The organism is Leucobacter sp. (genome assembly GCF_053528595.1).
This window is the reverse complement of sequence record NZ_JAIVPF010000005.1, coordinates 1-12,793: the sequence shown is the minus strand read 5'-3', so window position 1 is coordinate 12,793 and position 12,793 is coordinate 1. Positions and strand designations below refer to the sequence as shown.

Below are 12,793 nucleotides of genomic sequence, written 5' to 3'. Positions count from 1 at the left end.
CGAGGAGACCCTCGAAGAGCTCATCGCCTTCCACGTGGAGTTCGCGACCGCCGAGCCCGACATCATCGTGGTGCAGGGCCGGGAGCTCGCGAGCCTTCCCGAGGAGACGAATCGGAAGGTGCGCCGCCTGCAGCGCGAGTACCTGCGCGAGTGGGAGCAGGTGCTGACGGCGATCCGGCCGGAGTTCGGTTCGGAGGAGGCGCAGACCCGCCTGCTCGCCGTCGTGGGCCTGCTCAACTCCACCCCGCACAGCGCGGCGTCGAGCGGGCCGCGCGCGGCGCGCATCCTCGCCGCGATGGCGCACGCGGCGCTGCTCGCGCCGGTGCGCGAGACCGAGGCGAGCGAGGCCTAGAACGCCGGGGCGGGATCAGGCCGGTCCGAGGATCGCGCGCGCCTGGCGCAGCACCGGCTCGTCGATCATCCGGCCCTCGAAGCGGAAGACGCCGTGCTGCCCCGCGGCGGCGGCGGTCACGCGCCGCGCCCAGGCCCGCTGCTCCGCCGAGGGAGCGTAGGCGTCGCGGATCACCGCGACCTGCGAGGGGTGGATGCAGGCCGTGGCGTCGAAGCCGCACGCGACGGCGTCGAGCGCCTCCCGGCGCAGCCCCTCAATGTCGGCGATCTCGAGGTGCACGGCGTCGATCGCGAGCTTGCCCGCGGCCTTCGCGGCCAGGAGCACCCGCGAGCGGGCGTATCGTGCGACGTCGCGGTAGGAGCCGTCGGCGTGCCGGCTGGAGCGCCCGCCCATGCCGGCGACCAGGTCCTCCGCCCCCCACATCACTCCGGCCACGGCCGGGTGGCCGGCGATCTCCGCGCAGCGCTCCACGCCGAGGGCGGTCTCGCAGAGCGCGATGACACGATACCCGGCGGCGGCGAGCCCGTCGAGCTGCGCCCCGCTCTCGGTTTTGGCCAGCATGATGGTGCGATAGGGGGTGCCGGCCAGCGCCGCGAGATCGGCCACGTGGTCGGCGCCGCCCGCCGCGTTGACACGCACGATCGTGCGCTCGGGATCGACCTCCTGCGCCGCGAGCGCGAGCCGGGCGCCCGCCTTGTCCTCCGGGGCCACGGCGTCCTCGAGGTCGATGATGACCGCGTCGGCGGCGGCGAGCGCCTTCGCGTATCGCTCGGGGCGGTCCGCGGGGCAGAAGAGCAGCGCCGGTCCCGGCATCACCCCTCCTCCCGGGCGGGCGCGCACCGCATCAGCGTCGCCCGCGTGGCGAGCGCCACCACGGCGCCGTGCTGGTTGCGCATGGTGTGCTCGAACGTCACGATCCCCTGCCCCGGGCGGGACGCCGAGGTCCGTGTGCCGGCGATGCGGGTCTCGGCGTACAGCGTGTCGCCGATGCGCACCGGAGCCGGGAACGAGACCTCGCTGAAGCCGAGGTTGGCCACGATGGTGCCCATCGTGAGCTGGGACACCGAGAGCCCCACCAGCGTGGACAGCGTCAGCATGCTGTTCACCAGCCGCTCTCCGAACTCCGTGCCCTCGCTCCACGCGGCGTCGAGGTGCAGCGACTGCGTGTTCATCGTGAGCGTGGTGAAGAGCACGTTGTCGGCCTCGGTGATCGTGCGGCCGGGGCGGTGCAGGTACACGGCGCCCTCCTCGAACTCCTCGAAGTAGAGCCCGCGCTGCTCGATGCGCTTCCCGCTCATGCGTCCTCCTCCGTCTCCGACGTCTCCAGTATCCCCGGAGTCTCCGCGGCTTCCGCCGTCTCCGCAGCCTCCGCCACCGTGATGACCGCGAGCGTCTGGCCCCGCGCGACGGTGTCTCCCGCCGCCGTCCGCAGCGACACGACGCCCGCGACTCCCGCCCGCAGCACGTGCTCCATCTTCATCGCCTCGACCACGACGATCGGGGTGCCGACCGCGACCGTCGCGCCGTTCTCGACCGGGGTCAGCACCACGGTGCCCGGCATGGGCGATTCGAGCCGCGGCTCGCCGCCCGCCTCGGATTCGGCGCCGTGCTTCCGTCGCTCGGCGCGGATCTCGAGCTCGGCGCCGTCCCGCACGAGGCGCACCCGGTCCCGCTCCACCCGGACGAACGAGCTGCGGGTCTCACCGCCGAGATCGATGGTGCATCGATGCGCCTCGTGGCGCACGAGCCGCGCGGCGCGGTCCTCGGGTGCGTCGCCGATGCGCACGCGCACCCCGTCGGGCGCCGTGCCCGAGACGCGCACGGTGCGCCGCTCATCGCCGCCGACGAGTGCGTAGACGCGCGGGCTCGGCTCGCCGAGGCGCCAGCCGTCGCGGCGGTCCCACGGTCGTCGCCCCGCCCGGCCGGTCGCGGCCGCGTCGAGCAGCAGCGCCGCCTCGGCGAACGCGCGGTCGTCCGGGCTCGCGTACGGGAGGCGCTCCTGGTGCCGCTCGATCAGGCCGGTGTCGAGTTCGCCGGCGCGCACCTCGGGAAGCTCCAGCAGCAGCCGCATGAACTCGATGTTCGTGGGGAAGCCGATCACGGCCGTGTCGCCGAGCGCGGCGACGAGCCGACGGCGCGCCGCCTCCCGGGTGTCGCCCCACGCGATGATCTTGGCGAGCATGGGATCGTAGTCGACGGAGACCGTGAGGCCGGAGGAGAGCGCGGTGTCGACGCGGATCCCCGGCCCGCCGGGATGGGCGGCGAAATCGACCCGCCCCCCGGTCGGCAGGAATCCGGTCCGGGGATCCTCGGCGTACACGCGGGCCTCGATGCTGTGCCCCCGGAGGCGCACCTCGTGCTGCGCGAGGCCGAGGGGCTCGCCCGCGGCGATGCGCAGCTGCTGCTCCACCAGGTCGACGCCCGTGATCTGCTCGGTCACGGGGTGCTCCACCTGCAGCCGCGTGTTCATCTCCATGAAGAAGAACTCGTCGGGCCGGGACGCCTCGACGATGAACTCGACGGTGCCCGCGCCGTGGTAGGCGACGCTCCGCGCGGTCTCGCAGGCCGCCTCGCCGATCGCGGCGCGGGTCGCCTCGTCGAGCAGCGGGGACGGCGCCTCCTCGATGACCTTCTGGTGGCGGCGCTGCAGCGAGCACTCGCGCTCCCCCAGGTGGATCACGTCGCCGTGCCGGTCGGCGAGGATCTGCACCTCGATGTGGCGCGGCGTGGAGAGATACCGCTCGAGGAGGAGCGCATCGTCGCCGAAGCTCGCCAGGGCCTCGCGCCGCGCCGCGGCGATCGCCTCGGCGAGCCCGGCCTCGTGCTCGACGACGTGCATGCCCTTGCCGCCCCCGCCCGCGGACGGTTTGATCAGCAGCGGGTACCCGACGGCGGGCGCCGCGTCGATCAGCTCCCGATCCGTGAGCCCCGGCCGGGCGAAGCCCGGGACCGTCGGCACGCCGCGCTGCTCGACGGCGAGCTTCGCGGCGATCTTGTCCCCCATCACGCCGACCGCGTCGGGCGTCGGCCCGATGAACACGATCCCGGCGGCGTCGCAGGCCCGCGCGAAGTCGGGGTTCTCGGCCAGGAAGCCGTAGCCGGGGTGGATGGCCTGGGCGCCGCTCTCGAGCGCGGCGGCGATCACGGCGTCGATGTTCAGGTAGCTCTGCGCCGCGGGCGCCGGGCCGAGCCGCCGGGCGCGGTCGGCGAGCACGACGTGGCGGGCGGTCGCGTCGGCGTCGCTGTGCACCGCGACCGAGCGGATCCCGAGGCGCCGCAGCGTCTCGATGATGCGGCAGGCGATCTCGCCCCGGTTGGCGATCAGCACGGTCTCGAACATCTCGCTCACATCCTGAACACGCCGTAGCCGGCATCGTCGAGCGGGGCCCGCATGACCACGTCGAGCGCGAGCCCGAGCACGTCGCGGGTCTGACCGGGTTCGATGATCCCGTCGTCCCACAGGCGCGCGGTCGAGTAGTACGGGCTCCCCTGAGCCTCGTACTGCGCCCGGATCGGGGCCTCGAACTCGGCCTGCTCCTCGGCCGACCAGGAGTCGCCGCCCGCCTCGATCTGCTCCCTGCGCACGGTCGAGAGCACGGAGGCCGCCTGCGGCCCGCCCATCACCGACACCCGCGCGCCCGGCCAGAGCCAGAGGAAGCGGGGCGAATAGGCGCGGCCCGCCATGCCGTAGTTGCCGGCGCCGAAGCTGCCGCCGACCACCACCGTGAGCTTCGGCACCGTGGCCGTGGCGACCGCGTTCACCATCTTGGCCCCGTGCTTGGCGATGCCGGCCGACTCGTACTCGCGCCCGACCATGAATCCGGCGATGTTCTGGAGGAAGACGAGCGGGATGCGCCGCTGATCGCAGAGCTGGATGAAGTGCGCGCCCTTCAGGGCCGATTCGCCGAAGAGCACGCCGTTGTTGGCGAGGATCCCGACCCGGTGCCCGTGGATCGCGGCGAAGGCCGTGACGAGCGTGGCGCCGTAGTCTCGTTTGAACTCCGAATACTCGCCCCCGTCCACGACGCGGCCGACGATCTCGCGCACGTCGTAGGGTGTCGTGAGCTCGACCGGCACCACGTCGAGCAGGTCGCCCGGCGCTGGATCGGCCGCCGTCTCCGACGACGCGGGCTCGACGAGCGGGGGCTGCGGCGGAAGGGTGGCGACGATGTCGCGCACGATCTGCAGGGCGTGCTCGTCGTTCTCGGCGAGGTGGTCGGCGACCCCCGAGATCCGCGTGTGCACCTCACCGCCTCCGAGCTCCTCCGCGGTGACGACCTCGCCGGTCGCGGCCTTCACCAGCGGCGGGCCGCCGAGGAAGATCGTGCCCTGATTCCGCACGATCACGGTCTCATCGCTCATCGCGGGCACGTAGGCTCCGCCGGCCGTGCTCGAGCCCATCACCGCCGCGATCTGCGGGATCCCGTCGCGCGACATGCGCGCCTGGTTGTAGAAGATCCTCCCGAAGTGCTCCCGGTCGGGGAAGACCTCGTCCTGCATCGGCAGGAACGCCCCGCCCGAGTCGACGAGATACACGCAGGGCAGGCGGTTCTCGGCGGCGATCTCCTGCGCGCGCAGGTGCTTCTTGACGGTGATCGGGTAGTAGGTGCCGCCCTTCACCGTCGCGTCGTTGGCGACGACCATGACGTGCCTGCCGTGGATCAGGCCGATGCCGGTGATCACTCCGCCGCCGGGACAGTCACCGCCGTACAGCCCGAACCCGGCGAGCGGAGCCACCTCGAGAAAAGGACTCCCCTCGTCGAGCAGGAGGTCGACCCGATCGCGTGCCGGCAGCTTGCCCCGCGACACGTGGCGCTGCCGGGCGCGCTCGGGGCCTCCCAGCGCGGCCTCGCCCAGCCGCGCGCGCAGTTCCTCGACCAGCCCGCGGTACGTCGGAGACTGCTGTGTCGACGCCATGTCAGCCGCCCTCTTCTCTCGCATCGCGCCGCGCCGGGCGATGCGCTCCACTGCCACGATGATTACTCATCGGTAATCGAACACTACCGAAAGAACTGAAGTATTGCTATCCTTTTCGCGAAGTGAGTTACTCATCAGTAATCGAAGCAATGCGGCTTGGAGCACTCCCATGAACCACCCGGATCTCACCGACGAGGAGCAGGCGCTCGCCGAGATGGTGCGCGAATTCGCCGAGGACGTCGTCGCACCCCAGGCCTACGAGGCCGATCGCACGCACACCCTCGACCTGGGCGTCGTCGCGCAGATGGGCGAGCTGGGGCTGTTCGGCCTCCCGTTCCCCGAGGAGCACGGCGGCCAGGGCGGCGACTACTTCGCCCTGTGCCTCGCGATCGAGGGGCTGGCGCGCGTGGATCAGTCGATCGCCATCACGCTCGAGGCCGCCGTCGGCCTGGGCGCCATGCCCGTCTACCGCTTCGGCACCGATGAGCAGCGGCGCGAGTACCTCCCCGAGCTGCTGACGGGGCGCGCGCTCGCGGGCTTCGGGCTCACGGAACCCGAAGCGGGATCCGACGCGGGCGCGACCAGGACCACCGCCCGACTCGACGGCGACGAGTGGGTGATCAACGGCTCGAAGCAGTTCATCACCAATTCCGGCACCCCGGTCACGCGCTTCGTCACCGTGACCGCCGTGACGGGCGAGACCGACGGCAAGAAGGAGATCTCGACGATCATCGTGCCGAACGGCACGCCCGGGTTCACCGTGGGGCCGTCCTACGACAAGGTCGGCTGGCGCGCCTCCGACACGCACCCCCTCGCCTTCGAGGAGGTACGCGTGCCCGCCTCCCACCTCCTCGGACAGCGCGGGCGCGGTCTCGCGAACTTCCTCGACGCGCTCGACGAGGGGCGCATCGCGATCGCAGCCCTCGCCACGGGCGCCGCGGAGGGCTGCCTCGAGGCGGCCGCCGAGTACGCGCGGGCGCGCACCGTGTTCGGCTCGCCGCTCGCGACGCGACAGGGCATCCAGTTCATGGTCGCCCGCATGCGGCAGCGCGTCCACCTCGCGCGGCTCGCCTGGCACCACGCGGCTCGGCTGCGCGACGCGGGAAGGCCGTTCAAGACCGAGGCCGCCCTGGCGAAGCTCACGGCGAGCGACGCCGCGATGGACAACGCCCGCGACGCGACGCAGATCTTCGGCGGCAACGGATTCATGAACGAGTTCCCGGTCGCACGTCATTTCCGCGACTCGAAGGTGCTGGAGATCGGAGAGGGCACGAACGAGGTGCAGCTGCTCGTCATCAGCCGCTCGCTCGGACTGGCGTGACCGCGCCCCGGCTGGCCGCTACCGCTCGACCAGCCCCAGCACGCGATACGGCACGAGCTCGCGCATCACGAAGGCGGTCTCGGTGCGCTCGACCCCGTCGATGGCGAGGATGCTCGCGTCGAGGTCGAAGAGGTGCGCGGTGTCCCGGCACGCGACGAGGGCCATCAGGTCGACGCGACCGCTCAGGCCGTGCACCTGCAGCACCTCCGGGATCTCGCCGAGCATCTCGACGATCTGCGGCAGCCGCACCTGCCGCACCCCGATGCTGAGGAAGGCCTGCAGCGGGTACCCCCAGGGCGCCGGGGAGAAGGCGCGCTCGTAACCCAGAACGGCCCCGCTGCTCTCGAGCTTCGCCATGCGCGCCTGCACCGTGTTGCGGGAGACGTTCAGCTGATCGGCCAGCGCGACGACGGTCGCGCGCGGGTCCTTCGCGAGCGCGGCCAGCAGGGCTCGATCGACGCGATCCATCTTGATCATAATGCTGCATTCTAACCCATGGTGCGAGCCAGTATTCATCAGACTGTTGAGTTTTCTCGGCGCAACTTGTGCAGACTGATGAATGCGACTTACCTTCGAAGAACACCGCGGTCGCGAAGGTGGGAGCGTGTGAACCCCCGGGGTCCGGCTCGGTGCAGACCTGGAGGAACGACGATGGCGCCGTTGCACGACACCCGTCCGCGCGAGCACGCGCTGGAAGACTGCGAGGTACTGCTCGACGCGGAGGGCGAGCGCGTCGCAGGCAGCAGGCTCGACTCCTACGTGGAGCACTGCGACGCCGACTGGCTGCGCGGCCTCTACCGCGACATGTCCGTCCTGCGGCGGATCGACGCGGAGGGCGTTGCGCTGCAGCGGCAGGGGCAGCTGGGCCTCTGGCCGCCGTGCAAGGGGCAGGAGGCGGCGCAGATCGGCACCGTCCGCGCCCTGCGCGACGACGACTTCCTCTTCACCAGCTACCGCGAGCTCGGGCTCGTCTACGCGCGGGGCGCGGCTCCGGGCGATTTCGTGCGCATGTGGCGGGGAGAGTCGGGATCCGGCCACGATCCCGATGCGCTCTCCATAGCGCCGATGCAGATCGTGATCGGCGCGCAGACCCTGCACGCCGTCGGCTACGCGCTCGGCATCCGCGACGACGGCGGCGAGCAGGTCTCCGCCGCCTACTTCGGCGACGGCGCCACCAGCGAGGGCGATACGAACGAGGCGCTGGTCTTCGCCGCGAGCTACGAGGTCCCGGTCGTCTTCGTGTGCCAGAACAACCAGTGGGCGATCTCGGAGCCCGTGGCGGTCCAGTCGAAGCACTCCCTCGCGCGCCGCGCCGCGGGCTTCGGCGTTCCGAGCATCCGGGTCGACGGCAACGACGTGCTCGCCTGCTTCGCCGCGATGCGCTGGGCCGCCGACCACGCGCGCTCCGGGCGGGGGCCGGCATTCATCGAGGCCGTCACGTACCGGCTCGGGCCGCACACCACGGCGGACGATCCCACGCGGTACCGCTCGGCGGAGGAGCTCGAGACCTGGGCCCGCCGCGACCCCCTGATCCGGCTCGAGAAGCACCTGCGCGGGATCGGCGCGCTCGACGACGATCGGCACGGGCGGATCCTCGCCGACGGCGATCAGCTGGCCATGGACATGCGCGCCGCCTGCCTCGCCATGGAGACCCCGCCGCCCCTGTCGCTCTTCGACCACGTGTACGCGGAGCCGCACCGCGAGCTCGCTCGGCAGCGCGACGCCTATGCCGCCTATCTCTCGGGCTTCGAACCGGAGGAGGAAGACCGATGACGCAGACGACCACCGTGGCGAAGGCGCTCACCGCCGCCCTGCGCGACGCACTGCGGGAGGACGAGAAGGTGGTGCTGCTCGGCGAGGACATCGGCGCGCTCGGCGGCGTGTTCCGGATCACCGACGGCCTGCTCGAGGAGTTCGGCGAGAAGCGGGTGATCGACACGCCGCTCGCCGAGTCCGGCATCGTCGGCACCGCGATCGGGCTCGCGTTCCGCGGGTTCCGGCCGGTCGTCGAGATCCAGTTCGACGGCTTCGTGTACCCGGCCTTCGACCAGATCGTGTCGCAGCTCGCGAAGCTCCACGCCCGCACCCGCGGCCGGGTGAAGATGCCGGTGACCGTGCGCATCCCGTGGGCGGGCGGGATCGGGGCCGCCGAGCACCACTCCGAATCCCCCGAGGCCTACTTCATGCACACCGCCGGCCTGCGGGTGGCGGTCGTCTCGAACGGGCAGGACGCCTACGACGTGCTGCGCCAGGCGATCGCCTCGGACGACCCGGTCGTCTTCCTCGAGCCGAAGCGCCTCTACCACGCGAAGAGCCCCGCGACGACGCGCTCCGGCATCGCGGAGCTGCCGGCCATGGACACCGCGAGAGTGCTGCGCACGGGCGGCGACGTCACGCTGCTCGCCTACGGCGCCCTGGTTCCCACCGCCCTGGACGCCGCGGCGGCGGCCTCGGACGAGGGGATCTCGATCGAGGTCATCGACCTGCGCTCGCTGTCTCCGGTGGACTACGACACCATCTCGGGCTCCGTCTCGCGCACCGGGCGCGTGGTGGTGGTGCACGAGGCCTCCCGCGAGGCGGGCCCCGCCGCGGAGCTCATCGCCTCGATCGTCGAGCGCGACTTCGAGTACCTCGAGGCGGCGCCGCGAAGGGTGACGGGCCACGACATCCCGTACCCGCCGGCGAAACTCGAGAAGCACCACCTGCCCGATCTCGACCGCATCCTCCACGCGGTGGATCAGGTGATGGTGCCGCTGGGCGAGCAGACGGGGGCGGGCCGATGACCACGACGTTCCTCCTTCCCGACCTCGGCGAGGGCCTCGTCGAGGCGAGGATCGTGCAGTGGCTCGTCGGGGCCGGCGACGCGGTCGCCCTGAACCAGCCGCTGGCCGAGGTGGAGACCGCGAAGGCGATCGTCGAGATCCCCTCGCCCTATGCCGGCGCGGTGTCGCGGCTGCACGCCGAGATCGGCGACACCGTGGAGGTCGGGTCGCCGCTGGTCTCGTTCGAGGTCGCGGGCGCGGGCGACGCCGGCCCGGGCGCATCGTCCGCGCACTCGGCCGGCAGTGCGCCGGGTCGCGCGTCGCGGGGCCCGACTGACGGCACGGCAGGCAGCCCGGTGGACGGCACGGCAGGCAGCGCATCTGCGGGGGCGCGCGAGCCCACGCTCGTGGGGTACGGTGCGGCCGCCGACGAGTCGGGGCGCCCCGCGCGGCGCAGGCGCGCCCGGACAGCGGCCCCGGCCGCCGGTCCCGCCCCGGCCGCCGGTCCCGCCCCGGCCGCCGGGTCCGGGCGGAAGCGCCGCCCGCGGGCCACCCCGCCGGTTCGCGTCCACGCGCGCCGCAGCGGAGTCGATCTCGAGGCGGTCGCGAGCTCCGTCGGCGATCGGCTCATCACCCGCGAGGATGTCGACCGCTACGCCGAGGCGGGCGACTCGCCCGCCTCGGGGCGCGGGAGCCCTGGGATCGCTGCGTCCGCCGCCGCGGCGTCCGGAGCCTCCGGGCCCTCCGCGGTCGGGGCTCGGGCGGGCCGGACGACCCGGGTCCCGGTGACGGGAGTGCGCAAGCGCACCGCGGAGGCCATGGTGCAGAGCGCCTTCACGGCCCCGCACGCGACCGTGTTCCAGACCGTCGACGCGACCGGATCGATGGAGTTCGTCTCATCGCTCCGCACCGACCGCACGTTCTCCGAGCGCCGGATCGAACTGCTCGCGGTGGTCGCCAGGGCGGTGTGCCTCGGGCTGCGAGCGGTGCCGGATCTCAACGCGCAGTGGGACGGCGACACGGGCGAGATCGTGCGGTTCGAGTCGGTGAGCCTCGGGATCGCCGCGGCCACGGACCGCGGACTGCTGGTTCCGAACATCCACGGGGCGGACCGTCTGTCGCTCGTCGAACTGGCCGACGAGCTGCAGGAGCTGACCGCCGCGGTGCGCTCGGGGAAGACCACACCGCAGAGTCTCGCCGGGGGCACGTTCTCGATCACGAACATCGGCGTGTTCGGCGTGGACACCGGCACGCCGATCCTGCCGCCGGGTCAGACGGGCATCCTCGCGGTGGGCGCCGTTCGGCGCCGGCCATGGGAGCATCGCGGCGGGATCGAGCTGCGCGACGTGCTGACGCTCAGCCTGTCGTTCGATCACCGGGTCGTCGACGGCGCCGAAGCGGCGCGCTTCCTGAGGATCGTCGGCGATCTCCTGGAGTCTCCGGCACGCGCCATGCTGTGGGCGTGAGGGGTTCCCGCGTCCGGCCCCGCCGGGGCCCCCGCGCTCCGTGAGTCGGAGCTCTCGGGACCGGGCACCCCGCGGCCGAATCAGGCCCGGCGGTACTCCGCGAGGATCACGCCGGAGTCGAACGCCCTCGTGCCGTCGCGCTTCCAGAACTGCGGCGCGTACTCCCTCGGCCCGAACAGCGGGACCCCGTCGCCGAGCATCACGGGATTGATCTTCAGGGCGAGCCGATCGATCTCGTCCGCGAGCACCGCCGCCAGCGCTCCGCCGCCGCACAGCCAGATCCCGCTCCCCTCCTCCCGCTTCAGCGCACGAACCGTCTCCACCGGATCGGCGTCGGTGACGCGCACTGCCCCGCTTCCGGCCGGAGCCTCGTGAGAGCGGGAGAAGACGATCTGCCGCAGGTGCTCGTACGGGTTCGGCAGGTGGTGCTCGGGAAGGCCGACCGCGTAGGTGTTCCAGCCCATGAGCACGGTGTCGAAGGGGCCGTTCGCCACCGAGAGGCCCGCTGCCTCCGCCAGCATCGTCGGCGCGGTGCCGCGATAGCGCTCCCAGATCGGCGCCATGTGGTCCCCCTCGGCGAGGAAGGTGTCGAACTCGCCGTGCGGGCCGGCGATGAAGCCGTCCAGGCTGACGGCGACGTAGTAGGTCAGGTCTCGCATCGTGTCTCCAATCACTACAGCTGCAGCGGTTGCAGCAATCGCAGACTACAACAGCTGCAGTGGTTGCGCTAGGGTGGAGGCATGGCCAGGAACCCTGCGCGCCGCAGTGCGCTCGCCGATGCGGGCATCGCGGTGCTCGCCCGCGACGGATCGCGCGGTTTGACCCACCGCGCGATCGACGCCGAGGCGGGTGTGCCGACCGGCACCGCGTCGAACTACTTCCGCAGCCGCGACGCGCTCATCACGGGGCTGTTCGAGCGGATCGGCGAGCGGCTCGCACCCACGGCCGAGGATCTCGCCCGCCGAGCGGATCAGCGCCCCAGCCGCGCCCTCTTCGCGGACTACGTCCGGGACATCGTGCGTCGTCTCTCGGCGGAACCGGATGTCACCCGGGCCCTCTTCGAGCTGCGGCTCGACTCCGCACGCCGCCCCGAGCTCGCGACCATCCTCGGCCCCTGGCTGCGCGCCGGCCTCGAAGCCGATGCCGCGTTCAACGAGTCGGCGGGGCTGCCCGGCGGCCGCGCGGAGATCGCGCTGTTCCACTACGCGATCGACGGGCTGCTGCTCGATCGGCTCACGACGCCGATCGATCCGGACACCCCGACCGACGACGTGGTCGACGCCCTCGTGGCGGGCCTGCTCCCGGAGGAGTAGAAGCACCCGGGCGGCCGCCGGTCGTGCTGCACGCGGCGAAGCCCGTCATGCTGCGTGCGCGGAATGCTCGAAGCGGAACGCGTCAGCGTTCCGCGCATTCCGCGATGGCGCCACCGCGCCAGAGCGAGTCGCAGTACGCAGCATCCATGCCGGTGGATCCTGCGACTCGCAGGCTCGCGCAGGATGACGAGGGCGCGGATCCCGCGGCGCGCGGGACGACGAGAGCGGATCCCGCGCCGCGCAGGATGACAGGGGCGGGTCCCACGACCCACCCAATAGACCAACCAGGAGCCCCACTCAAGCCCCGCGCCTCATTTGTCCGCATTTCTGTGGTCATTTGCCTCAAGGCGCCTGAGAAGCGCCCGCCGAGACAACAGACTTGCACCCGGGGCCTGCCGGAGTCTTGCGATCCAGCGAGAGTCCTTGCGGTTGCCCGCTCCGGGATCGGCTGTACGTACTGAGGCGCTCGCTCCGCCCTTCCCTGTCCGGCGACGAGTCTTCTCGCCGCCGGCCGGAGGGGATCGCGCGCCGAGTGGGAAGGAAGTTGGAATGCGTTTGAGAACAACACGAGCGGACGGGGGCCGGCGGCCTGGCGGCCTGCGCCGGGCGCGTGCGGCGGCCGTCGGCGCTTCGACCGCAGTGGCGGGAGCCGTGCTCCCGGT

11 protein-coding genes and 1 pseudogene are annotated in these 12,793 nt (G+C 72.2%); 6 read left to right on the top strand and 6 right to left on the bottom strand.

Annotated elements, in window-relative coordinates; genetic code table 11:
- Positions 1 to 352: pseudogene (locus ACWKZU_RS00835) on the top strand (TetR/AcrR family transcriptional regulator); the annotation flags it as partial.
- 15 nt (positions 353 to 367) lie between these two features.
- Here the strand turns inward: ACWKZU_RS00835 and ACWKZU_RS00830 are convergent.
- Genes ACWKZU_RS00830 through ACWKZU_RS00815 form a run of 4 tightly spaced genes read right to left on the bottom strand, consistent with a single transcriptional unit; the run spans position 368 to position 5,269 of the window.
- Entirely contained in the window at positions 368 to 1,165 is a 798-nt protein-coding gene (locus ACWKZU_RS00830; RefSeq protein ID WP_449280500.1) for an HpcH/HpaI aldolase/citrate lyase family protein, read from the bottom strand.
- Positions 1,165 to 1,650 carry a MaoC family dehydratase gene (locus ACWKZU_RS00825; protein ID WP_449280499.1) on the bottom strand — a complete coding sequence of 162 codons (486 nt, stop codon included), beginning with the start codon at positions 1,648 to 1,650 and terminating at the stop codon, positions 1,165 to 1,167. Before ACWKZU_RS00825 ends, ACWKZU_RS00830 begins: the two co-directional genes overlap by 1 nt.
- Positions 1,647 to 3,692, bottom strand: coding sequence for an acetyl/propionyl/methylcrotonyl-CoA carboxylase subunit alpha (locus ACWKZU_RS00820; RefSeq protein ID WP_449280498.1), 2,046 nt, complete (start codon positions 3,690 to 3,692; stop codon positions 1,647 to 1,649). Before ACWKZU_RS00820 ends, ACWKZU_RS00825 begins: the two co-directional genes overlap by 4 nt.
- A 5-nt stretch (positions 3,693 to 3,697) precedes the next feature.
- On the bottom strand, positions 3,698 to 5,269 hold the full coding sequence (locus tag ACWKZU_RS00815) for a carboxyl transferase domain-containing protein (protein ID WP_449280497.1): 1,572 nt from the start codon (positions 5,267 to 5,269) through the stop codon (positions 3,698 to 3,700).
- Positions 5,270 to 5,438: 169 nt separating this feature from the next.
- Between ACWKZU_RS00815 and ACWKZU_RS00810 the strand changes: the two genes are divergently transcribed.
- Positions 5,439 to 6,590, top strand: coding sequence for an acyl-CoA dehydrogenase family protein (locus tag ACWKZU_RS00810; RefSeq protein ID WP_449280496.1), 1,152 nt, complete (start codon positions 5,439 to 5,441; stop codon positions 6,588 to 6,590).
- An 18-nt stretch (positions 6,591 to 6,608) separates the two neighbouring features.
- On the opposite strand, the gene ACWKZU_RS00805 is transcribed toward ACWKZU_RS00810, so the two are convergent.
- Positions 6,609 to 7,067, bottom strand: a complete 459-nt coding sequence (locus ACWKZU_RS00805; protein WP_449280495.1) for an Lrp/AsnC family transcriptional regulator — start codon at positions 7,065 to 7,067, stop codon at positions 6,609 to 6,611.
- A gap of 174 nt (positions 7,068 to 7,241) precedes the next feature.
- On the opposite strand from ACWKZU_RS00805, the gene pdhA reads away from it, so the two are divergent.
- Genes pdhA through ACWKZU_RS00790 form a run of 3 tightly spaced genes read left to right on the top strand, consistent with a single transcriptional unit; the run spans position 7,242 to position 10,818 of the window.
- Positions 7,242 to 8,363, top strand: coding sequence for a pyruvate dehydrogenase (acetyl-transferring) E1 component subunit alpha (gene pdhA / locus ACWKZU_RS00800; RefSeq protein ID WP_449280494.1), 1,122 nt, complete (start codon positions 7,242 to 7,244; stop codon positions 8,361 to 8,363).
- Positions 8,360 to 9,373, top strand: a complete 1,014-nt coding sequence (locus ACWKZU_RS00795) for an alpha-ketoacid dehydrogenase subunit beta (RefSeq protein ID WP_449280493.1) — start codon at positions 8,360 to 8,362, stop codon at positions 9,371 to 9,373. Before pdhA ends, ACWKZU_RS00795 begins: the two co-directional genes overlap by 4 nt.
- Entirely contained in the window at positions 9,370 to 10,818 is a 1,449-nt protein-coding gene (locus ACWKZU_RS00790; RefSeq protein ID WP_449280492.1) for a dihydrolipoamide acetyltransferase family protein, read from the top strand. The genes ACWKZU_RS00795 and ACWKZU_RS00790 overlap by 4 nt, the downstream gene beginning before the upstream one ends.
- 80 nt (positions 10,819 to 10,898) lie before the next feature.
- Here the strand turns inward: ACWKZU_RS00790 and ACWKZU_RS00785 are convergent, their stop codons facing one another.
- Entirely contained in the window at positions 10,899 to 11,477 is a 579-nt protein-coding gene (locus ACWKZU_RS00785; protein WP_449280491.1) for a dihydrofolate reductase family protein, read from the bottom strand.
- A gap of 81 nt (positions 11,478 to 11,558) precedes the next feature.
- On the opposite strand from ACWKZU_RS00785, the gene ACWKZU_RS00780 reads away from it, so the two are divergent.
- Positions 11,559 to 12,131 (top strand): TetR/AcrR family transcriptional regulator, encoded by a 573-nt coding sequence (locus tag ACWKZU_RS00780; protein WP_449280490.1) that lies wholly within the window; start codon positions 11,559 to 11,561, stop codon positions 12,129 to 12,131.
- Positions 12,132 to 12,793: the final 662 nt, after the last annotated feature.

Bases quoted from the DNA above. Each gene is read 5' to 3' on its own strand.
- ACWKZU_RS00830 (WP_449280500.1), bottom strand. From the start codon at position 1,165: ATGCCGGGACCGGCGCTGCTCTTCTGCCCCGCGGACCGCCCCGAGCGA.
- ACWKZU_RS00825 (WP_449280499.1), bottom strand. From the start codon at position 1,650: ATGAGCGGGAAGCGCATCGAGCAGCGCGGGCTCTACTTCGAGGAGTTC.
- ACWKZU_RS00820 (WP_449280498.1), bottom strand. From the start codon at position 3,692: ATGTTCGAGACCGTGCTGATCGCCAACCGGGGCGAGATCGCCTGCCGC.
- ACWKZU_RS00815 (WP_449280497.1), bottom strand. From the start codon at position 5,269: ATGGCGTCGACACAGCAGTCTCCGACGTACCGCGGGCTGGTCGAGGAA.
- ACWKZU_RS00810 (WP_449280496.1), top strand. From the start codon at position 5,439: ATGAACCACCCGGATCTCACCGACGAGGAGCAGGCGCTCGCCGAGATG.
- ACWKZU_RS00805 (WP_449280495.1), bottom strand. From the start codon at position 7,067: ATGATCAAGATGGATCGCGTCGATCGAGCCCTGCTGGCCGCGCTCGCG.
- pdhA (WP_449280494.1), top strand. From the start codon at position 7,242: ATGGCGCCGTTGCACGACACCCGTCCGCGCGAGCACGCGCTGGAAGAC.
- ACWKZU_RS00795 (WP_449280493.1), top strand. From the start codon at position 8,360: ATGACGCAGACGACCACCGTGGCGAAGGCGCTCACCGCCGCCCTGCGC.
- ACWKZU_RS00790 (WP_449280492.1), top strand. From the start codon at position 9,370: ATGACCACGACGTTCCTCCTTCCCGACCTCGGCGAGGGCCTCGTCGAG.
- ACWKZU_RS00785 (WP_449280491.1), bottom strand. From the start codon at position 11,477: ATGCGAGACCTGACCTACTACGTCGCCGTCAGCCTGGACGGCTTCATC.
- ACWKZU_RS00780 (WP_449280490.1), top strand. From the start codon at position 11,559: ATGGCCAGGAACCCTGCGCGCCGCAGTGCGCTCGCCGATGCGGGCATC.